The sequence below is a fragment of the Armatimonadota bacterium genome, assembly GCA_039679645.1.
Classification (GTDB): domain Bacteria; phylum Armatimonadota; class UBA5829; order UBA5829; family UBA5829; genus UBA5829.
Genome location: JBDKUO010000001.1, coordinates 1 through 21,535, shown reverse-complemented (window position 1 = coordinate 21,535; position 21,535 = coordinate 1). Strand labels below are relative to the sequence as shown.

Genomic DNA, 21,535 nt, shown 5'->3' with positions numbered 1-21,535 from the left:
TTATGAGTTGTGGTTTATGGAGTTGTTGATACTTGCCAAACCGTAAGCACAAATTATGCGAGCCTTGCCATTACAAAATCCTTGACTTGATGCGCAAGCGACAAGGCTTCTTCCGCCGTGGCTTTATCGGGCCAGAAATCACCATCGTAACGAAGTTCAACTGCATACGGGATTAATATCTCGACAATTGGCCTCAACACATCAAAATCAGTGTTTTCTCGTGCACAAAGCTCCACAAGCCTCGCAAGGTTATGAGTGAATGGATAGTCTATGTCTACACTAGTTAAATATGCCTTTAGCAACTTCTCAGCAGCTTGTTGAGCATGAAATGCCGTAGCATCAAGAGCACCTGCATTGAGTGTTGCTTCCGCAGCCAAGATGTCACTATCTGCTTTTCGCAGCAGAGACTGGACCAAATCATGCCGCTCTTTCATAGATGACCTTTCCCTCGCGCAAAGCAGTCGTCACGAACGCCTGCGGCACCTGGCTCCATTCAGAAACCTCTTCGGGTGTATAAACAACTACTTCCACCTCAACCGAAAGGTCCGCTAGTTTCGTATATAGTGGCGCGGAACGTCTGAACCTGGGCTCGTCAGACTCTTTTATCACCAGTACGTCATAGTCGCTGTCATCACGAAAAGTGCCGCGCGCCCTGCTGCCGAAAAGCACAATACGCTCCGGGCTTGCAGCCTCAATGATTCGATCTACAATGCTATCTATTATGCTATCTGTACTGGATGTGCTCATTATTCTCTGACCAGTCTCACAGACACAAGATTGCCTTGGCTACTTGTTCTTCAAATCCAGACATGCGATATACTCACCCTGGAGCATCTGACCGGTCCGCTGGAAACCTATGCTCATATACAGAGCGTGCGCGACAAAGTTTTCCGGGCGATATCCGACGTATATCTCATTGCAATCGGGCAGCTTGCTCATCAAATCTATAAGTTTTAACAATGCCGCTTTGCCGAAGCCGCATCTCTGGCGGTCGACATCTATCATCAACCTGTAAATCCAGTAATTGCCGTCATCCGGGTCCAGGCCGTACATCGCAAAGCCGACTACCTCATCACCATAGAAAACCGCAAGCTGAACAAATGTAGGCTCAGCCTTAAACTCACGGACTTTATAAAAGTTGGGGGCTACCAAACCGCCCTGCTCCAACTTGAACGCGAGGTTCATGACCTCCGGCCAAGACTCCTTAGTGACCTCTTTAAGTTCTACATCAACCATTACACGCGATCCTGCTGCGCTCATATATCTTTATTTTCTCCAACTCCCTGCATACCACATCCTTCCCCAAACATGTCCGCATGTAACTTACCGCTGGTGGCCCAATTCTGCCGGTCGAGTTCTTCTATAAGCACGTTCACCCATTCAGGCTTTACATCGAGTGTCGATACGACCGCATCCGTAATCGCACGGGCCAGTTTGCGCTTTGTCTCGATGTTTCGCCCTTTTGCGATCTTTATCGTTACAATCGGCATAGCTCAGGCTTCCTGCTCGGCGATAAACTTTTCTATTGTCGCCTGATCTTTAATCCCGGTCGTTGCCCCAAGAGCAGTAACACAGAACGCACCAGTCGCGTTTCCAAACTTGCCGGTGCGCTCGAGGTCCCATCCGTTCGCCAGACCCGCAAGGAACCCCGCCGCGAATGCATCGCCCGCGCCATTTGCGTCGACCGCATTCACTCTATATATCGGAATGCGCAGTTCCGCATCTGCGCTCTTTATATAGCATCCCTCGCTGCCCATCTTGAGAGCGACGGTCCCTACTCCCTTGTCCATCAATACTTTTGCCACATCTGCAGGGTCTTGTTTGCCTGTGACCATGCGCGCCTCTTCTATACTCGGCACAGCATAATCGATGTATTCCAAACAAGGCTCAAGCAGACTCATCCACTGGCCCTTGGAATCCCACGCGGTGTCAAGAGCGGTCGTGACCCCTAGCTGCTTGGCTTTTTTGAGCACATTAGCAGTGGGCCGGCCGTCGAAACCGGGCATCAGGAACGATCCCGCCACATGCAATATTCTGGAGTTCTTCACCACATCCCAGTTCACATCGTCTTCAGAAAGGGTGGCGTTGGCGCCTATGTAATGTATGAAACTGCGCTCGCCGTCGCCGTGGACCATAACCATGGTCGCTGATGTGGCGACGCTATCATCCCGGACCACGCCACTCGCGTCCACACCGCTGCCTGTTAGAGAACTCACCATAAAATCACCGAAGCCGTCGCTGCCGACTTTGCCGATAACAGCAGTCTTGATGCCTATCTTGGCCAAACCGACGCCGGTATTGTTCGCGCAGCCGCCGCCGTGAAGCTCCATGCGGTCTACCAGGGTCAGCTTTCCTCTCTCGGGAAGGTGCTCCACCGGCTTGCCCACAACGTCTGCTACCAATATGCCCAAACAAGTTACATCAAACATAAACAAACCCTCTTCGGGAATTCTGAATTCTGAGTCATCTGCTGTCCAAACTCAGAATTCACGCGTGATGCGGATTAAACCTATCATTTTAGTCCCCGTAGGGGGACTTTGTGTAGTTGTTGCCGCGGTTTTAACCGCCCAGCGACTAAAGTCACGGCCACAAAAACACGAAGTCGGCCTGCGCCGACTGAAAAATGGCGCTATTTACACTTAATCTAATCCGCATCAGGCGTCAGAATTCAGAATTTGTAATTATCCTCCACGATTTCCGGTTCCTCTTCAACAATGCCGTACTTGACAAAGAGTTCGCGCAAGGCATGGGTGATGAGGAACGCGGAGGCTCCCAAAAACAGGAACGCGATCCCAATAAACATGGGGACTACGCAGAGCACTGCAAAGGCGATTATAACAAGAAAGAGACTTACTGTAAAGCCGGGATTATCGGCCATCAGCAGGAATGACTTGCGCAGAATCACTTTTATACTCGTATTCGACTCCAACAAAAACTGGGAAGAAAGCAGCGGCAGGTGGTAGATCATCATATTCAGCCAGGTTATGGTGGCGTATCCGATCAAAATTGCAGGCACGGCAAATATCATATTGCGTTTGCTGCCGATCATTATAAAGAAGAAAACAAAGTCGACTACCAGAATAGCGGTCACGAGAGTATCAATCACACACATCTTTAGTGCTGGTTTGATTAGCCTGCGGATTCCGGCCAGGGTATCCAGCAAAACAGGGTGCTCTCGATAAACGACCATACCAGCGAAATAATACACACCCACCGCACACAAATAAGCTACAAAAAGGGCAGGCAGTATTGATAATGCCTTTACTATATTCAGCGCGTTTGGGGAACGCCAGATGAATGACATAAGACCTGCGACCAAAGCCACAAGCATAAAGGTTATAAACGTTACAAGCACCACATAGCCCAGGTGATCGTATGCATCAATAAAGCCTTTGCGAATCGCTCTGGACAGGCTCGGGCGCATAGGTACACTGTTGTCATTATTCATACAAGTATTATACAGTATGAGGACAGACTCGGGAATGTGATTTCACCGATGAACCTTTATCAAGTGCGCGGTGTCTTGAGTTATGGAGGGCGTTTTGATGCGATCCGACAGGGATCTTCTGCAGGCGATACAAGGACAAGACACAGATGCGTTCGAGACTTTTTTCGAGCGTCATCGTGAGCGCATTCGGCTTCACATTGGAAGAATCCTTCGCAATCCCGATGCGACAGAGGATATCCTGCAAGAGACATTCCTGAGAGTGTGGATGCATGCAGACCAGTGGGACCAGACTGGCGTGTGCATTTCATGGCTGCTTAGAATCGCCACAAACCAAGCGCTTAATCACCTGCGATCACTGAGACGAAAAAGAGAAGTGCCGCTGGAAGGACGATTCTCGACCGACGAGCAAGAGGGTCCTTCGGTCCCAGAGTGGATGGTGGATGAAGCAACGATTGGACCTGAAGAGGCTTTGGAGATTGCAGAGCGGCTGGCAATGGCCAGACAGTTGGTCGATGATCTACCAGAAGAAAAGCGCGAAGTGATCCGGCTTGTGCACGAGTCGGATATGGGAATCAGTGAGGCAGCCGAGACTCTAGGCATACCCGAAGGAACGATCAAATCACGCCTTCATAATGCACGCAAACGTCTTGCCCTGCAATGGGACAAGATCTGCTCCGAATGGGAGGAACTCTGATGCAAAGTTCATACACAGCACCGTGGCATAAGGCGTCCTATGAGCGCTTTGTAAGTCAAAAACTGCCGGAACTGCTTGCTGCAAAGCTACCCCTGGCCGGATACATTACCGAGCATGTAGATGACTACACCTGCCGGGTAACGGTCTCAATAGCAGCCGACAATGAGTTTGATGTGATATATGACATACTCAGCCCGAATAGCGAGGGCGTCTTTATGGTTGATGGTAAGCCCCGAGTGGTGGTGCCGGTTGCAACATCCGCTCACCTGGACAGAGCCGAGGTAAAATGCGTCGGCGAGCAGCTATACGATTACATAGAGGAGCGTATTGGCGAAGCCGGACACGATACGCCTCCGCCGGATGAGGATTTCATACGCACTATACTGCCTCTGGATATCTGGGTCCGCAGTCTTATAACATCTGCAGATGGTGACTGCGATCACTGGGCGACAGGTCAAGCCCAAGATACCACAAACCGGCTCGCAGCTATAACCCATCTAAGGCGCATTATCATTAAGGACATTGAGGATGTCGTCACGCCGAGTCAGTTTGGACGAGTCTGCCCATTTGAGACTCCCGAAGGTCCCAACATCGGCCATGTCTTCAGTATAGCGCTGGGAGCACATATCGAGAACGGAAAAATCGAAGTGTTCGACGATAGCCCAAGTGCTATGCTGCAACTCACGGCATCCACAGTCCCGCTGCTTGAACACAACAATCCGGTCCACCAGTTGATGGGAGCCAACATGATGCGGCAGTGGATTCCACCAATCAACCCGGAGCCGGCCATCGTGCGCACCGACAATGAGCCTGATGTGCCCGATTTCTGGTGCGGCTATAACCTGCTCACTGCATTTGTGTTTTGGGGACCCGAAACATATGAAGACAGCATCATAATCAGCGAGTCAGCCTCTCGAAGAATGCACTACGATATACCTGTCGAGATTGGGGACAAGTTCAGCAACCGACACGGCGCGAAAGGTGTGATCGGCAAAATTTTGCCGGATGACGAGATGCCGCATATGCCTGACGGCACGCCTGTCGAGCTGGTCTTCAGCTTCTGCGGGATCGACAAACGCCTCAATTTCGGGCAGATCCGAGAGGCTCTTCTCGGCAGGATCGCGCACGCTGAAGGCAAGTGCGCTGTTGCGCCGCCATTTAATGGACCGTCTGAAGTAGAGCTGAAAGAGCGCCTTGCAAAAGCAGGGCTGCCTGATGACGGCATGGAAACCCTCACCATGGGCAAGGATGGGGATAGACTTTCGCGGCGCAGCACTGTGGGATGGGTCTACTGGGGTCGGACCGTTCATATTTCTGCGCACAAGATTCATTATGCAGTCAGTCCGGGCGAGCCACTCAACCTGCAGGGCGAATATGAATATTACGCCATGCGGGATGTCGGAGCATATGCAAACATCGCTGAGACATATAACTTGCGGTCTGTGGAGCGCGAAGACAGCTACACGCTAGCAAAACGGGTAGCAGAGCATGCTGTCGAATTGCCCGGGCCGACCACTCCTATGTTCGACAGGCTCAAGAAACATCTAAATGCGATCGGTATCAGCGCTGAGTTCACAGGCGACAGTGTTGAGTTCAAGAAAACTGGCGTCGAGGGTGACAAGCTCAAACTCGCATGCGCAGTCAGGCACCCATGGTCGGCTGGGCATGAACTGACTGAAGTCGGTGTTACAGATATCGCTGAGTATAAAGCACTCGCCGATATCAATGACAGAATGAAGCGCTTGCTGGCAACCAAGGCTCCCGAAAGCCTCAAAATTAAGCTGAAAGCTGATTTGGAGACTGCTATAGATGACTATTTCGACGCGCTCATATCTCACAAGCAGGTGAACTTTTTCAACCAGGTGCTTTTCAGCGGCAGAACAGTCCTGTCGCCTTCTTCCAACCTGAGTGCTGATCAGGTCGGAATCCCAGATGAAATGTCTCGGGCACTCTTCGGACCTATTGTAGAGCAAAAAACCGGCAAGCCTTTTGATAGCCTGCAAGAAAACGAGGCGATACAAACACTGGACAAGATCATGGCGGATTCATGGATTATCCTGAATCGAGCCCCAACGTTCATGCCAACCTGTCTGCTTGCTTTTCACCCCGTCCGTGTGCCGGGCAGATCGATCCGGCTGCATCAAATCGCATGCATGCTATTAAACAGTGACTTTGACGGCGATCAGGCTGCTGTCTTTCTTCCGCTTACGAATGAAGCTCAGCATGAGGCAGGCAAACTGATGTCCATATCTGGTCACTTGAGACGTGATCACTCTTTGATAAGATGGATCAGCCCTGCTAATGAAGCCATGTGGGGACTTGCCCAGCTCAGCCGGAGTGCAGAGGGTTTGGTCAAGATCGAAACAATTATCGGAGATGAAATAGACTGCACCCAAGGCTTCCTAACAAGAGAAAAGCTGATAAGTGCGCTCAGTAATCTACTCGAGCGCGACGGAGTAGATGCCGCTATATCGGCCTCCCAGCAGCTTATGCAACTGGGATTTGAAATGTGCAAGTTATCTGGAGCATCGCTGAGCCCATTTGCAGGAGCTAGTATGGAAAGAGAGTCGGGTGTGGATGAGATGAATGAAATTATCGAGTCTGGCACCGACTTCGACTCAAGCGATATAGGCCCTCAGCTTCTCTCGGCAAAAAGCGGTGCACGCAGTTCAGCAGAAAGCATCCGAAAGCTCATAGGACCCTACGGTCCGGCAATAGATGCCGCGGGCAGCGATGTTTATATTTCAGGCGGGTTCAGAGACGGTCTGAAATCGGATGAGATCTGCGCACTTGCCGTTGACATGCGGCGAAGACTGGCGCATATTTCTACACAGCCGCTATATATGGCTTACGGCGCACGCGAGTATAGTTCCGCCCAGGGCTATGGCGTTATTGTGCGGGCAATGCGGTCCGAAAAGCCGGGCGTGGTCTTTGCAAATGCAGCCGCCCACAACGAGACTGACCCGCTGGTAGATATAGACAGCAAGCTTTTTATCGGACTTCAAACCCGATAGGTATACTCCGGCCCCGCGTACCCTCGCGCGGGGCAAGCATTCCCCTACCCTCTGCATCTTCTCATTCGATTTTCATAGCAGGTATTGACTGCATGCCGGTCTTGCAATATAATTTTGGGGTATAAAGTGGTAGATAGTGGTATAATAGGGTATACTGATACCAAGGGAGCCTTGAAATGCCTGGAAAAGTGGGGGCAGTGGAGACAGTTCGGGAAATTTGCGTTGATCCCAAACCAAATGGGATGAGGGCTGTGTATCTGGTTGAGACACGCTCCAACAATGAAGAGCGTGAGATCGACAGACTCTTTTCAGAGTTGGAACCCGAGCTTATGATCAGGCAGCTCTCAAAGGGCAGGCTCGCGAGCTATGTTGTGCAGGCGCATGAATGTAATGAAAGCATGCTCGATGAGATCGAAGATATCTTAAAAGAGAATTATGCGTTTGTGGTCACGCAGAGATCGTTTGATGAACTCAGTTGCCGAATCATAAAAGAGCTTGCTGAGCACACGGGAAGCAAACTGCTTGCCGTCCCAAAATGCAACATCTGCGGTAAGGTGGAACCATTTCCTACAATAGTCGTGAACTTCTCCGATGACGATGGCTCCGTGCTCTTATCCAGAAGCTACTGTGCGAGCTGCACAGCCGAGGCCTCCGCAACCGGCAATAAAGCCAGTAATAAAGAGTTTATAAAGTCGCTGTTGTCCGCCGATAAGCGTGATTTCAGGATGATAGAACATGCCCAACTGGTGAGACGACCATCGCGCAAACAACCAATACGCTATCGCGTATTCAACATTTAGCATTTCATATTTCTTATTGTATATTTGGGGCTACATTTGTTTTCAGGTGCATATGAGCATACGGTCGATGACAAGGGTCGAACTGTCATTCCCGCGCGCTTCCGGCAAAAGCTGGGGGAGCGCTTTGTAATGACAAGAGGTCTGCACGGCTGTTTGTGGGTGTTTCCTGAGCACACATGGACTCAGGTCCAGCAAAAACTTATGCCCAAGTCCTTTTTGGACGATCGCGGCGTCAAACTCGAAAGATATTTTCTGGGCGCGGCAAGCGAATGTGTGCCGGACAAACAGGGACGTGTGGCGATATCGTCGATTCTGATGAACCATGCAGGCATTAAAAACGGTGATACGGTTTGGGTAGTCGGGCTGACCGACAAAGTCGAGATATGGGGCAAGTCTAGATGGGACGAGTTCAATGCCAGCCTGACTGATGATGTTATCGCGGAACTGGGCAGGGAAGCCGAAACCCCGTGATATCCGCGCCAAGCAGCAATACGAAACAGCCGGTGGCAGGATGCCCCGGCTGTTTTTCCTATCTACTTACTTTGGATTAGTGTTATATTACCAGTCACAACACTTGCATCAAGACTCAGCGTAACATCCGATTTGCCATATGCCTCATTTATATAATAGCCGTTCTGCTTAATCAGCCCGCCGGTATCAACATTGCCGGTTACCTTTGACACACTCACGCGCACACCAATATCTCGTGGCAGTCGAATACTAACGCCACCTGTTACAACACTTATCGAACCCTGCATATTATGCTGCCATTTGCCAGACATATCAGCGTCAATACTCCCAGTTACACAGTTCAAATCGAGATTAGCAACATTCGGATGATCGCAAAGCCTCACATTCGCATTACCAGTAACCTGATTCAACTCAAAAGATGACAAGCATAAGCCACCCAGGTCAATCTCCCCACTTCCGGTTGTAAGGTTCACTTCCAAATCAAGCGGAAAGCCATTCTTGAGTCCGATATCCCATTCGTTTTTTGCTTTGCCCTTGACCCGGCCATCTGTCTTAGGCTCCGTTACTGAGAGTTTCCCTACTCCGTCCTTCACTTCATAGCTAACTGCCGGTTTCCACTCGGGCACATTGTAAGTAAACACAGCATCCATAAGATTCGCTGCGCCGCCATGCAGTTTCAAACTGCCTGTCTCAAGGCTGAGACTTATATCGGCTGATTTAGCCTGTCCAACCTCGACCGATTGCTTCTCAGTTTTCATCTCTCCCGTTTTAAGAACCGTCGACTGCCCTGCCCCAGCTATAAGAAAAACAGCCGCAGCCAAAAGTGCAATAACTGCCTTACAGGTCTTTGATTTCATAAATTATCCTCTATCTGTTGGCTATAAATGCATGACGAGTATTAAAGGCTGCTTGTTTAGAGATATTCATTTTATTTCAAAGAACAATATGCCGCTATTGCAGCTACAGGGTCAGGGTCGTCGAGCCAGTAATCGGGGAACATGCCCATGCCCTCGATGTCCGGCCTTACAAACCGACGACTTCAGGGATTGCTCATCTCAAACTTCGCGTTGTAATGACCTTCCTTGAGCAGCTTGTCACCCTTAAAGATGTGATACGAACACGGCCCGTGAAAACAACCGTTAATGCCGACCAGCGATGAATTTGACCCTCCGGCATATATTTCACATTTGCCGTCACCATAGGGGTTCTTTCCTATGAGGATTATTCTCAGACCGCTGACCGGTTCATTTACACCGTTCCAGTTCAGTATCCCATCATTTATTTGTATATTCAAGGGCTGGGTTGCAGCATTAAACAGTCTGGATCCTATGGTTGTATACAGAATAAAATCCCCTTTGAGCTTTTCCTTGAGAGTTGCCTCGTCCAGCTTAGTCGCATCAATCATCTCCAGGCTGCCGAAGAATCTGTCATGTACTTTCTTGACATAGCTGACAGCATCATCTCGAGAAGCATTATCAGGAAGATCATAGACAAGAATCCCGGCACTCTTATACATATCGTTGAGAATCAGATCACCACCGCCGACAGCATCTTTTACAGAAGCCTGTGAAAAACCGTCAAACACTTTCAGCAGTTCCGGGAAGAACGAATCGAGAGTAGGGTATTTTGTCCTGTTTGCTTCGTATTGCTCAAGTTTATTCGCCAGAGCCTTGGTAAACACAAAACCATTTCCCGTATGACCCCGCAGTTCTCTGTCTCCCGCGTCCTTGCCGTCACAGCGATAGGCTAATCTGGTTGTCATAGCACGCAGCACGCTCTCATAAACGACTGTGCTCCATTGGCCGTAAGCCTGGCTTTTCATCTTCTCCTCCATAGGGCGAAACAGGTCCGAATGCTTCTCCCACAGGCTTTGATATTTATTAGCTAGGGGATTGGTGAATGAGTGGCCGAACTCATGCCACTGCAGATTATGAAAGTACTCGGTAGAACCGAATTGCGGAATGCCGTCTTTCTCCTGCCATGACCCCATGATGCAATATACTTCTTTGCAGCCCTTCTTTCGCTCGACCTGAGGCCCAAAACTTCCGCCGCCCAAAAGCGGTGAAATTACTACTGTATAACTTGCTTTCTTCTCTCCGGTATATTGCTCCAGTTGCTCTATAACGTTCTCATCCTTGACATTTTTTATCGTTTCACCGGTGATCTGTTCATAGAATGGGATGTGACTCTTGTAAAACTCAGGAAAGCCGGATTCCACCGCAAATGATCTCAATGCCTTTGCGAAAGCAACCATCTGTTCCTTGCCCCCGGCACGATGAACGTCCATCGGATCATCTTTGTATATTACATTGTTAAGAGTCAGATCTGTATTTTGATATAACACGGCATGCGGCGGAGCATCATAAGCAAAACCATTCTTGGCCATCTGATTAAACATTTCCATCACGGGATGACTCTTATATTTGGAAAACCAGTTGTTAACATCCTTTCGGTATGTGTGGTTCAGACGGGTTACCAGAGCAGGATTTGCTATTTCTTTGTAATCACTCAAGTACTGCACAATAGACAGCAGCTCGATCCGCGGGTCCACAGATATTGACAGCGAGTTTTTCTGGGCTGACACCGGTTTCAACGAAATCGGCAAATCTTTGCGGGGTGTTGCCGGCGTACCGGCAAATGCTGCACACACGGACACACACAACATTAACGCAATCAGCACAAATACAAAGCGCTTTCCTATCATTTTCCCTCCATCTGCTGAGATAATATATTCACGTCTTTGCAGATCTCTCTATAAAAACATGACGTTTCAAGATGGCATTATGATTAGGAAGGAAACACTTTTTTTATCGGAGCTGATGCGGGCTAAAGCTGCGTCTTTTTGCAATAGTCCTTTTCGCTCTTAATATGATGATAGACATACAGAGCGATAAGGATCACTATGACAGCCAGAATTGCAGTGTCTGCTTTGTGGAAGTAGGGTTTGAGCTTGGTATCCCACTGAGGCCCGAGGGCCTTGCCTACCCAGGCTAGAGCGATGCACCATGGAAGTGAGCCGAGGAATGTGTAGAGGATAAACCGCCAGAATTTCATGCCCGATATCCCGGCAGGAAATGAAATAAATGTGCGCACAACAGGCATCAGGCGGCTGAAGAAGATAGCTGCGTCGCCGTATCGGCCAAACCATGCGTCGGCTTTATCGAGGTCTTTGTGACGGACGAGTATATAGCGGCCATACTTCTCGATAAACGGTCTGCCGCCGAACTTACCGGCCCAGTATGCGATCATCGAACCCAGCACACATCCGAGCGCACCGGCCATTCCCATGCCCCAAATACTGAACCGCGACGGGTCTTTGTAGACAAGATATCCGCCGAAGGGCATTATAACCTCGCTGGGTAGAGGAATACAGGCGCTCTCGATACCCATCATTATCATAATGCCGTAGTAACCCAGAGCTTCGATATTTGTGGTTGTCCAGTATGTGACCGCGTGGAGTATTGACTGCAAGAAATGCCCCCGTAAAGTTGATTGATAAATTATACCATTTCTTCTTGTGTATATCGACGCTTGGGTATAACATGATGACAGCTCTCTAATGAGCCGCGCTCCCTATGCTCTACACCGCGGAGACTATCCGCGAGTGGATATCCAAGGTTTTTCGGGTCAAAACAGTGTGGTTTCCTTCGCAGTGCACATGGGGATAGTTTGAGCGAGTGATCGTATCTCGCGAAGGGAGACCGCAAAGTTGTCAAAAATAAAAAAAGTCACGTTTGTCGAGCCAAAGCCGCCGGGCTATCATGTCTACTCGGGCATAGCGCTGCCGAGGCTTGGCCTGCCTCTGATGGGTGCAATGCTCAAAAACAAAGGCATTGACGTGTCCATATACTGCCAGGACATTCAGGATGTGGACTACACCGATCTGCTCACATCGGACATGATTGGCATATCCACTACCACATCCACTGCCCCCGAAGGCTACAAAATTGCCCAGTTGGCGAAAGAGGCCGGAATTCCGGTTGTCGTCGGCGGTTCGCATGTGACTTTCCTCGCCGAGGAAGCCCTGCAGCACGCCGACTACTGCGTCAGGGGCGAGGGCGAGTATGCGATGATCGAGCTTGTAGACGCTCTCGATAACGGCTCTGGCTTGGCATCCGTGGCAGGTCTGTCATATAAAGTAGGCAATGAGATCAGGCATAACCCGGCAAGGCCGCTTGTCAGCGACCTGGACGCGCTGCCATTCCCGGACCTCTCGCTCATTAAAGGACATGAGAAGATTAGGATTACCCCGATTGCGACCTCGCGCGGGTGTCCGTTCGACTGCAGTTTCTGCTCAGTCACCAAGATGTTCGGCAGAGGATATCGCGAACGCAGCATCGCAAGTGTAGTCGAAGAGATAGAGCAGCTTGGACCCAAAAGCGTATTTTACTATGACGACAACTTTACAGCAGACCGCGAGCGCACGAAGGTGCTCCTCGACACCCTGCTCTCTAAAGGAATCACGCCGAAATGGACTGCTCAGGCGCGTGTAGACGTAGTCAAAGACAAAGAACTGCTCAAGCTGATGAAGCGCTCGAACTGCAGTATGCTCTACATAGGTTTCGAGTCCGTAAACCCTGCCACACTTAAAGAATACAATAAGCGGCAATCGGTTGAAGAGATTGCCGAGTCGATACGAATCCTGCACGAATATGGAATTATGACGCATGGGATGTTTGTCTTCGGAGCCGAAAATGATGACGCCCAGAGTCTGCGGGAAACACTTAAATTTGCTCTGAAGAACAATATAGATACAACTCAGTTTCTGATCCTCACTCCCCTGCCCGGCACACCGTATTATGACAAAATGGTAAGCGAAGACCGGCTGCTCACGCGAGAATGGCAGCTCTATGACGGCCAGCATGTTGTCTATCAACCCGTAAAAATGAGCCCTTACGAACTCCAAAAAGAAACGTTCAAAGTCATGAAGCGCTTTTACAGTCTGCGAGAGTGTGTTAAAATGCTCTGTGGATTGGAAACGCTCAAGTTTACTTTCAAGATCAACTTGAGCATACTCAGCGGAAAATGGGACTGGGCCAAAAAGCAGATCTATAACCGCGCGTGGAAGTGTTTCTACCGCGCATATGGGCACAAGCTGATCCGCCGCTGGGAAGCTGCCAATAAAGATTTTGGGGAAAGGGTTAAGGCGCTGGCTGAAAGGGCGCGCGCGCTGCGCGCGGCGAAGATGACCTCGCCAAAAAAGTTGATTGATGTCTACCAGGCTAAACAAGATAAAGGCTGATTTCGATAGATTGTTCTGTTCTTCACCCATGACGATTGTAAAGGCTCCGGGCAGGGTCGATCTGATGGGAATTCATACCGACTATAACGGCGGGTTCGTGCTGCCTGTGGCGGTAAACCTAGATGTGATCGCAGCCGGGCGGCTTCGGGATGACAGGACAGTTTCAGTATACTCTCAGAACTTTGAAGCCAAGTCGGAGTTTTCACTCGATGACATTACCCATGATGATGTAAATACGTGGAGCAACTACGTGCGAGGGGTTGTACTCTTTCTTCAGGAAGCGGGAATTGAGCTGCGTGGCGCGAATATCGTTATGCACGGCAACGTCCCGATAGGCTCGGGGATGTCCAGTTCGGCTGCTATTGAGATGGCGACCGGGTTTCTGTTCCAAAGCCTGCTCGGGTTCGAGTTAGGCGGGCCGGAGATGGCCCTGATCGGACAGAAAGCTGAAAACAAGTTCGTCGGCGTCAACACCGGCATTATGGACCAGTTCATCTCACGGCTTGGCAAAAAAGACCATGCGCTCTTTATCGACTGCCGCACTCTGGAATATGATCAGTTTCCATTGGATACGTCCAGGGTAAAGATAGTGGTCTGCGACACTATGAAGCGCCGCGGCCTGGTCGACAGTGAGTATGACCTGCGGCGGAGTCAGTGCGAAGAAGCGGCAAAACTCTTCGCACAGTGGGTTCCAAATGTGACTCAGCTAAGAGATGTGACATCCGCCGATTTCCAGGCGCATAAGGACAAGCTGCCGGAAGTGGTCAGAAAGCGCGCTGAGCATGTAATATACGAAAACGAGCGCGTATTGGAAAGCCGCATTGTGCTTGAGAAAGGTGATTTCGAGGGGTTCGGCAAGCTGATGAACGCATCGCACGACTCTGCCCGCGACCTGTATGAAGTGAGCTGCGCAGAGCTGGACGCAATGGCCGAAGTCTGCCGCAGCGCGCCCGGCTCGCTGTGCAACAGAATGGCAGGCGCCGGGTTCGGCGGATGCTCGGTGAGCCTGGTAAAAGATGAATTTGTGGAACAATTTACATCGGTTGTAGCCGTAGAATATGAAAAGAAGACAGCTCTCGCTCCGAACCTCTATATATGTACCGCAGAGGACGGTGCGAGCGTAATAGAGTAGAGGTGACTAGATTTGAAATGCAAAAAATGCGGCGCCGAACTGCATGAAGACCAGAAGGTATGCATCGCCTGCGGTACACGCACGATCCGCGGCGACAACTATGACTATGACAGCCAGGTAGCATGGCGACCGTCAAGAAACATGATCATCGCAGCGGCAGGCGTAGTTGTTCTTATAGTTGTTGCAATGATTTTACACTCTATGCGCACCGTTCCGCCCAAGGATGTTGCGCAGGAATGGTTTTCGGCTATGAGCCAGCGAAAGGTCAAGGAAGCGCGCAAGCTGTCGACACCGCATGTTGAAGAAGACCTTCAGTCGCGAGGCATGGACATGATGGCAATATCGGATGAATATTACAGCGAGATCGCATCCGACGGCGGCTCATTCGAAATCAGCGGCCCCAAACCCGCTGGCAAAAATAAGCTTAGTTTCGACGTTTCCATAACATATAACGACGGCGAACCGACGCGCGGCTACTGTCTCGAAATGGTCAAAGTCGGACGACAATGGCGCGTGGATAAGGTATTGTAATATCGCAAGGGCTTAATGGTTTCTATTATCGACATACCAATAATGGCCATTAGCCTGCCAATTATTGATATATTTCTTATCGTACCACTTTGCGTGGCCGTCACAAAAGATGAAAATCGCTCCTCCGTTGTGCCTGAAATCCGGAGGGACCCAAAAGTCACCGGCAGTCGTTGCCTTGATAACATCGCAGAAAGCATTTCTGCCTGTATAGCCGGGAAATAGTGATGCAATATCTGGATCATCACTTTTCTTGCTGTCACCAAACGCAATATGCCTGGCTGGCGCCGTCAGGTCTGACATACGGTAAGGATCAGGAGAAGACATGTTGCTGTTCCTGCCGCGGCCAACACCATTTGCTCTGCCGCCTCCACCGTCGCTGGTGTTATAGCCCCAACCTCCGGTCATCCTGTCTGCATCTGAGTTGTATCCTATGACAGTACTTCCGGTGAATCGCCTGTTGGGAACAGACGGGCAGGTAAACACATCCAGGCTCTTAGTGCAATCTTTTAGAGCATGCGCCCATGTAAGCGTGCTTTGGCCTGGTATGAAAACCCAGCAAAGTGGAAACTTACCGTCATGGTCATCCATATAGATATTCAAGGCCATTCCGAGCTGCCCACCATGCTTAAGACAAGTTGTCTGCCTTGCACTGTCTTTTGCGCTGACAAAGACAGGAAACAATATCGCTGCCAGTATGGCAATAATTGCTATAACAACCAGCAGTTCGATTAATGTAAACCCTCTTTTTCCCATTGCAACCACCTTATTAATACATCCACACAAATTACAAATATTATGTGCTGTGTATTTTGCTACAGCAGTGTTGGTATTGTCATTATGCATTGGCAATGGCAGTTTGTCAAGGAGTTGTGAGAAGAATATCTAAGAACGTTTGCAGCGCGAAACAAATTTTGCCAGCAGATCGTCGATATGCTCTCTTGCTTTAGCTTTGGCAAGTTCCGCGTCACCTGCAACGATGGCTTCCACAAGCCCATCATGAATATTGGAACGACTTATATCAGGAGTGAGCCAGCAAATATTACGTATGGTATTTGTTATGACGCGGGAGTTGTTTAGCATTCGAGCAAGCAGCTTTACACCTGAGCATTCAACTATTAAAGAGTGCAGGGCGGCATCAGCTTCCAGACAACCGGCAACATCGTTTGTGGCGGAGTATTCGCTGTACTTGTGTGCTAAATCAGTGAGCTTTGCGCGTTGCTTTTCGCTTGCTCGCTTGGCACAATACTGCACAGCCATTTGCTCCAGATGTGAACGGATAATTATTGCGCATTCCATCTCTTCGTAAGTCCAATCCACCACCTGAGCGCCTTGGTTGGGCGCGGATACCACCAAACCATCACGTTCAAGCCTGCTTATTGCCAAGATTATGGGGATATTGCTCGTATCCAGCCGTTTAGCCAGATCGCGGTGTATAAGCCTCACTCCAGGCTTAAGCTCGCCGGATTCTATCATGCCGCGCAGTCTGAGATAGGCGTATTCCGAGGTTGTCTGTTTGTTTTCGATAGTGTGTTGCGCTATACTCATTATAAATTTCCACCGTTGCTAATGTATTATCCTATGTATTATTGCTGCAATCTCGCGACTTGTCAAGCATATAACCAACAACGATAGTGTTATATTATGTTTGATTAGTGTGCGACCTAGTTAATTTGCACAATTGCCCTGATGACACCGTCTGATTTTGCGATTGCCGCATCCATCGCTTGGGCGGTTTTTTCAAGGGGAAAATGGTGCCGACCATAGCAAGTCACATTCATTTTTCCACTGGATATCAGATCGATTGACCTCTCGGCGGTGAGATTACTGCGACGGACAAAAATTACGGAAAGCTGTTTGCGCCTGGCATTGGAAGCCTCAAATGAATACGCATCCTCGTCCGGTATGCCGACTACAACTATCTTTCCCAGCGGATGGACCACATTGCCTGCGTCAACAAGCGTCTCCGGCACGCCTGCGCACTCAAAGGCAATGTCTACGCCCCTGCTGCCGGTCAGACCAGCAAGCTCTTTCTCTACATCCTGTGAATGTGGGTCAAGAGCAGCATCAGCGCCCAGCTCAATCGCAAGCTCTCGCCTTGCCGGCACCGGGTCGGTCACAATTATTCTTCCTACTCCGGCAACCTTCGCCGCTTGCAGCACTGATAGGCCTATCGCCCCCACACCAAATATTGCAATCGTATCACCCGCTGAGATCGATGCAAGATCAACCGCATATACACCAACAGCCAAAGGCTCTACCATAGCTGCCTCGTCAAAAGAAATCAAATCAGGGACCTTTAGAGCCAGCTCCGCGGGCCAGGTTATGTAATCGCGCAGGCATCCGTCTACCGGCGGGGTTCCAAAGAACTGAACTCCACGGCAGACATTAAAGTGGCCTGACTTGCAGTATTCGCACTGACCGCAAGGCTTTGCTGGTTCGATGGCGACCCTGTCTCCGACTTTCAGAGATTCGACTCCCTCTCCAAGCGCTGTAATGACGCCCGAGGCTTCATGCCCCATCACTATGGGATCGGTTATGGTTGTGGTGCCGATCCTCGCCTCACGATAATAATGCAGGTCAGATGCGCAAATTCCGACTGATTTGATCTGTATCTGCACTTCCCCCTGCCCGGGCTGTGGTTTGGGTTCATCGTGCAATCTAAGGTCTTTCGGGCCGTGAAGTCTAAGAGAACGCATAACAACTATTCCTTTCAAGCATCAAGCGACGTATGGGCGCGATTGCAGCCGAAACCGTGAGCAGGCGCAGGCCTGAATTCGCATTAGGCATCAGTCTAACTCTTATTATACTCGCCCATTACCTTCAGAGTCACCATCGGGTCATCTGATGCAAATGACTCCACGCCGAGGTCCATCAATTTGTGGTATGCTTCAGGGTTGTCCGAGCCTATCACCAGGACTTGAAAAAGAATGCCTTTGGGCTTTATCTCCAGTTTGACCTCACGCAGAAACTTGCATGAGGGAGCAAACGGCTCCACCGCCTTAAGGTCAAGCACATTGACATGTATCTGGAGCTGGGTAATATCGGCGAAATCCGCCTTTTGAAACTCAGCCATGCGCTGCCGCAGTTGAGTCTCGTCTCCGCCGTTCCACAGGAGCGTCTGGGATTTTGGAAGCAGTCTTTTCCATTCGCGGATCTCATTATAGTGAGATGAAGCCAGGATCACCTGCTCGTCCACGCCTCTTTCCCGAGCGAGAGCTGCAAGCTTATCCAGCGGAACTTTCTTAACATCCAGATACAGCAAGCGCTCTTTATGACCTTTCATCCGGTCCAGCACATCGCTTATGCGTGGTATGCGCTCCCCCTTGTATTGTTCACCCTTATATGAGCCCACATCAAGTTTTGAGACCACATCCCAAGGCAGGTCATTGACGCTCTTGGGTCGAATCGCCGGGTCTGCAGATGGGGCAAGCCTTTCAAGGTTATTGTCGTGAAACGCCACGATGACCCCGTCGCTTGTGGACCGCACATCGGCTTCAGGTATGGTGCCTATTTTCCAGGCAAGCTCAAACGATTGAAGTGTGTTTTCAGGAGCGAGATTGCCCGCTCCCCGGTGTGACTGAATGATATACGAGGATTTACCGGCGCAACTATCTGACGCCTGTGATTGGGCGGCTAAGCATAGTGTTGCAGTGAGAATGCACAGCGTGCAAGTAATGAGAGTAATGTCTGTCATTGCGTGCTCCTAAAAAAAGTTTCCTACCTCAGATGCATTTTGTAGCATGTTCTACAGCATGCTCAGTCAATCCTCCCATAGCCGTTTACGCAATAAGCAGAGGTCGAAAATTTGTGTGGTCTACAGCCGCCAGATGATACTGAATCCCGCCTATATCACCTTCCAGGAATGCGCCTGAGTGGATGTGACCGTAGACCAGTATGTCCACTTGATGATCTTGCAGGACCTGTACGAAAGTGTTGGGTTTGAGGTCTGCATCGAACGGAGGATAATGGAGCATTACGATCTTTTTGGTGACATTGTCCGGGATTTCGCCGAGCCCGCGTTTCAGATAAGCCAGTTCGCGGTCCATTACACGCTGATCGCCGGCTTCGATGCCGGTTTGCCCTTCTTCGATCCTCCAGCCGCGAGTTCCGGTTATGCCGATGTCGCCGATTATAATTCCTCTTCCCATAAGGAGTGTGATGGATTCAGGCAGAATCTTTTGAATTCGGTTGGTCGACTCGCGCCGCCACCAGTAATCGTGGTTTCCGCGGATAAGTATTTTTTTGCCGGGACGCCCGGCAATATATTCGATATCGGGAGCCGCTTCTTCGAACTTCAGCGCCCATGACAGGTCCCCCGCCAGCAGCACAGTATCGTCATCGCTCACCATTTTGTCCCAGTTATCCGCGATTTTGGCTGCGTGGTCCTTCCATGCATCCCCAAATACGTCCATGGGCTTTTCTTTGCCCAAAGACAGATGCAGATCGGATATCGCAAAGATAGACATGCCTATTCGTGTTTGGCCTTCGGCCTGCGGACTGCGCGAACAATCATTACAATCAGCACGAGGGCAAACAGGCTTACCAACGCCCTGAAAATCCCGCTTGACCAATCGCTGCGCGCCTGCGGCGCCCAGTCATTGACTAGGAAATTAAACCGTCCGATAAAGAGCGTCATTCTGCCCATGACGGTTGCGCCGAACATTGCGCCGAAGCCTATCATAAGAAACCATCTGCCTGCCATCGCTGTGTGCTTAATTGCGCTGCTCTTGTGATCGAAGCTGAAGAAGAAATATGACATTGAGGCAAAAAGTATCACATAGAACACTACTATATTCAATGTGTCCCAAACCGTCATGCCGCCGCCTGTGATCGGTTTCATCGATGCGCCGATCTGCGGGAAGTAGATCTGATAAAACTCTCTGAACGCGCCTCCCGCGCCAAGGCCCATGAACAGCCCGAAGATCACCCGGCTCACCCATGCATGTTTGCGGCTGTACATAAAGTAGAACATGCTTCCCAGGACCGCGGCGAATACCCAATACCACTGACCGTCGTTGACCATCAGTTTCCACCATTTCGGGTAGACGACTTCGTTCCAGGTGACATACATGCCGTAACCTGAGGCAAGCCCGATAAACACGTGCTCAAAGAACCTGTAGAATTTATTTTCAGCATAGAGTACGCTGTAGATAGCGAACGTAGATATTGCGCCGCACCATATTGTAATTGCGCTTGTGTGGGCTGAAAGCCAATTAGCCATTTCGCCGACCTCCTCGCCCCGCACGGTTTGCGGCGAAGTATCCGATATTTCCGATTATAAGAAGCACTATTATGAATATATGAGCCGTAGAAAGCGCCCATGACGCCGCCGAGGAGTATGTCGGCTTGTCTCCCATTCCCAGCAGAGTCTCGTACTGCGCCGCGCCTATTACTCCGTTGAGCATTCCTTTCAACTGTCCCGAATCAAGGTAAGGGTAAGCCTCCGCAGCCATAACGGCAGTCGGGCAATAGACCAGCGGGATATTATTGGGCATATTGAAGTATGCTATCCATGTCGGCACTGTTCCGCTTGCCGTCGTTTCGACCACGGCTCCAATCTGCTTGGCGCTCTTGATATTTTTCGTCGCCGGTATATCGGCGAGCTTCGTGCCGTATTTGTCCTGCTTGATCACACTCTGGAAATCCTTAGCCATTCCGCTTATGATCACGTATACCGGCCCCGGGTTGTATCCGAGATCGACCCAGTCGCGGCCATATTTCTTGCCCATCTGCTTTGAGATTTTCTTGCCTATCTTGCTGACAAGTTCCGCTCCGACGGGGTCCCAGGTTATAACCGCGAACTTCGTGCCCTTCCTGAACAGGTGGCGCATCATCACCTCGATCTGAGGGCCGTTCTCGGCCACCGTTCCGGCATCGAAATAGCTGGACAATATCACGAGCTTGTCGTTTGGCACTGCCTGAACCGTGTTATAGGCGTTTTGCACTTCTTTAAATATAGTGTGCGGGTGCTTTGCCGGTCTGCGCACCAGCGGAATTATTATCACCAGCGCCACCAACAGATACAAAATGCGCCTGTCTATGTTTTGTAGTTTTGCGAATATATTCATTTATAACTGCCTGTCGAAGTAACTGCCTCTCTCAAGGTTCAGCCATATTCTTAGTCCCATCGCCAGCGCCCCGACAGCCACTCCAAAGGCTATCGCGCGCTGGACCGCCATGTTCGGCCATATCAGCAGCCAGTA

The 21,535-nt window shown here is 50.2% G+C and carries 23 protein-coding genes; 7 read left to right on the top strand and 16 right to left on the bottom strand.

All coding sequences use genetic code 11. From position 1 onward, the window contains the following. Positions 1-53: 53 nt before the first annotated feature. The 6 genes from ABFD83_00115 to ABFD83_00090 all read right to left on the bottom strand — a co-directional run bounded on the left by ABFD83_00115 (position 54) and on the right by ABFD83_00090 (position 3,448). Positions 54-434: a HEPN domain-containing protein gene (locus ABFD83_00115; GenBank protein ID MEN6355466.1), complete on the bottom strand. Its 381-nt coding sequence runs from the start codon at positions 432-434 to the stop codon at positions 54-56. Then, positions 418-747 (bottom strand): nucleotidyltransferase domain-containing protein, encoded by a 330-nt coding sequence (locus ABFD83_00110; GenBank protein ID MEN6355465.1) that lies wholly within the window; start codon positions 745-747, stop codon positions 418-420. The genes ABFD83_00115 and ABFD83_00110 overlap by 17 nt, the downstream gene beginning before the upstream one ends. A 39-nt stretch (positions 748-786) precedes the next feature. Further along, the gene (locus tag ABFD83_00105) at positions 787-1,260 is read right to left on the bottom strand and encodes a GNAT family N-acetyltransferase (protein ID MEN6355464.1); all 474 of its coding nucleotides are present in this window, start codon (positions 1,258-1,260) and stop codon (positions 787-789) included. Next, positions 1,257-1,490, bottom strand: a complete 234-nt coding sequence (locus ABFD83_00100; protein MEN6355463.1) for a 4-oxalocrotonate tautomerase family protein — start codon at positions 1,488-1,490, stop codon at positions 1,257-1,259. Before ABFD83_00100 ends, ABFD83_00105 begins: the two co-directional genes overlap by 4 nt. Before the next feature lie 3 nt (positions 1,491-1,493). Continuing rightward, complete coding sequence (locus ABFD83_00095) at positions 1,494-2,429, bottom strand: carbohydrate kinase family protein (protein MEN6355462.1); 936 nt, start codon at positions 2,427-2,429, stop codon at positions 1,494-1,496. Between the two features lie 239 nt (positions 2,430-2,668). After that, positions 2,669-3,448 (bottom strand): hypothetical protein, encoded by a 780-nt coding sequence (locus tag ABFD83_00090; protein ID MEN6355461.1) that lies wholly within the window; start codon positions 3,446-3,448, stop codon positions 2,669-2,671. Between the two features lie 97 nt (positions 3,449-3,545). On the opposite strand from ABFD83_00090, the gene ABFD83_00085 reads away from it, so the two are divergent. The 4 genes from ABFD83_00085 to mraZ all read left to right on the top strand — a co-directional run bounded on the left by ABFD83_00085 (position 3,546) and on the right by mraZ (position 8,427). Next, entirely contained in the window at positions 3,546-4,142 is a 597-nt protein-coding gene (locus tag ABFD83_00085; protein MEN6355460.1) for an RNA polymerase sigma factor, read from the top strand. Continuing rightward, entirely contained in the window at positions 4,142-7,156 is a 3,015-nt protein-coding gene (locus ABFD83_00080) for a hypothetical protein (protein MEN6355459.1), read from the top strand. Before ABFD83_00085 ends, ABFD83_00080 begins: the two co-directional genes overlap by 1 nt. A gap of 176 nt (positions 7,157-7,332) precedes the next feature. Next, positions 7,333-7,956 carry a hypothetical protein gene (locus ABFD83_00075; protein MEN6355458.1) on the top strand — a complete coding sequence of 208 codons (624 nt, stop codon included), beginning with the start codon at positions 7,333-7,335 and terminating at the stop codon, positions 7,954-7,956. A 24-nt stretch (positions 7,957-7,980) separates the two neighbouring features. Next, a complete protein-coding gene (mraZ, locus tag ABFD83_00070; protein ID MEN6355457.1) occupies positions 7,981-8,427 on the top strand; it encodes a division/cell wall cluster transcriptional repressor MraZ in 447 nt (148 codons plus the stop codon). A 62-nt stretch (positions 8,428-8,489) separates the two neighbouring features. Here the strand turns inward: mraZ and ABFD83_00065 are convergent, their stop codons facing one another. The 3 genes from ABFD83_00065 to ABFD83_00055 form a co-directional block, all read right to left on the bottom strand. Further along, positions 8,490-9,284 (bottom strand): toast rack family protein, encoded by a 795-nt coding sequence (locus tag ABFD83_00065; GenBank protein ID MEN6355456.1) that lies wholly within the window; start codon positions 9,282-9,284, stop codon positions 8,490-8,492. A 182-nt stretch (positions 9,285-9,466) separates the two neighbouring features. Further along, positions 9,467-11,131, bottom strand: a complete 1,665-nt coding sequence (locus ABFD83_00060; protein MEN6355455.1) for a DUF4932 domain-containing protein — start codon at positions 11,129-11,131, stop codon at positions 9,467-9,469. Between the two features lie 122 nt (positions 11,132-11,253). Next, the gene (locus tag ABFD83_00055; protein ID MEN6355454.1) at positions 11,254-11,898 is read right to left on the bottom strand and encodes a DedA family protein; all 645 of its coding nucleotides are present in this window, start codon (positions 11,896-11,898) and stop codon (positions 11,254-11,256) included. Positions 11,899-12,136: 238 nt separating this feature from the next. Between ABFD83_00055 and ABFD83_00050 the strand changes: the two genes are divergently transcribed. From ABFD83_00050 to ABFD83_00040, 3 genes are read left to right on the top strand one after another with little or no spacing between them, the layout of a single operon-like run. Continuing rightward, on the top strand, positions 12,137-13,669 hold the full coding sequence (locus ABFD83_00050) for a radical SAM protein (GenBank protein ID MEN6355453.1): 1,533 nt from the start codon (positions 12,137-12,139) through the stop codon (positions 13,667-13,669). Beyond that, positions 13,638-14,801: a galactokinase gene (locus tag ABFD83_00045; protein MEN6355452.1), complete on the top strand. Its 1,164-nt coding sequence runs from the start codon at positions 13,638-13,640 to the stop codon at positions 14,799-14,801. Before ABFD83_00050 ends, ABFD83_00045 begins: the two co-directional genes overlap by 32 nt. Before the next feature lie 12 nt (positions 14,802-14,813). Beyond that, positions 14,814-15,332: a zinc ribbon domain-containing protein gene (locus ABFD83_00040; protein MEN6355451.1), complete on the top strand. Its 519-nt coding sequence runs from the start codon at positions 14,814-14,816 to the stop codon at positions 15,330-15,332. A 12-nt stretch (positions 15,333-15,344) separates the two neighbouring features. Here the strand turns inward: ABFD83_00040 and ABFD83_00035 are convergent, their stop codons facing one another. From ABFD83_00035 to ABFD83_00005, 7 genes are all read right to left on the bottom strand, one after another. Further along, positions 15,345-16,085: a prepilin-type N-terminal cleavage/methylation domain-containing protein gene (locus tag ABFD83_00035; GenBank protein MEN6355450.1), complete on the bottom strand. Its 741-nt coding sequence runs from the start codon at positions 16,083-16,085 to the stop codon at positions 15,345-15,347. 129 nt (positions 16,086-16,214) lie between these two features. After that, positions 16,215-16,877, bottom strand: a complete 663-nt coding sequence (locus ABFD83_00030; protein MEN6355449.1) for a GntR family transcriptional regulator — start codon at positions 16,875-16,877, stop codon at positions 16,215-16,217. A 116-nt stretch (positions 16,878-16,993) separates the two neighbouring features. Further along, a complete protein-coding gene (locus ABFD83_00025) occupies positions 16,994-18,028 on the bottom strand; it encodes an NAD(P)-dependent alcohol dehydrogenase (protein MEN6355448.1) in 1,035 nt (344 codons plus the stop codon). Between the two features lie 95 nt (positions 18,029-18,123). After that, positions 18,124-19,026: a glycerophosphodiester phosphodiesterase family protein gene (locus ABFD83_00020; GenBank protein MEN6355447.1), complete on the bottom strand. Its 903-nt coding sequence runs from the start codon at positions 19,024-19,026 to the stop codon at positions 18,124-18,126. An 85-nt stretch (positions 19,027-19,111) separates the two neighbouring features. Further along, positions 19,112-19,798 carry a metallophosphoesterase gene (locus ABFD83_00015; GenBank protein MEN6355446.1) on the bottom strand — a complete coding sequence of 229 codons (687 nt, stop codon included), beginning with the start codon at positions 19,796-19,798 and terminating at the stop codon, positions 19,112-19,114. 2 nt (positions 19,799-19,800) lie between these two features. Next, entirely contained in the window at positions 19,801-20,553 is a 753-nt protein-coding gene (locus ABFD83_00010) for a hypothetical protein (GenBank protein ID MEN6355445.1), read from the bottom strand. Beyond that, positions 20,546-21,400: a hypothetical protein gene (locus ABFD83_00005; GenBank protein MEN6355444.1), complete on the bottom strand. Its 855-nt coding sequence runs from the start codon at positions 21,398-21,400 to the stop codon at positions 20,546-20,548. The genes ABFD83_00010 and ABFD83_00005 overlap by 8 nt, the downstream gene beginning before the upstream one ends. Between the last annotated feature and the right edge of the window lie 135 nt (positions 21,401-21,535).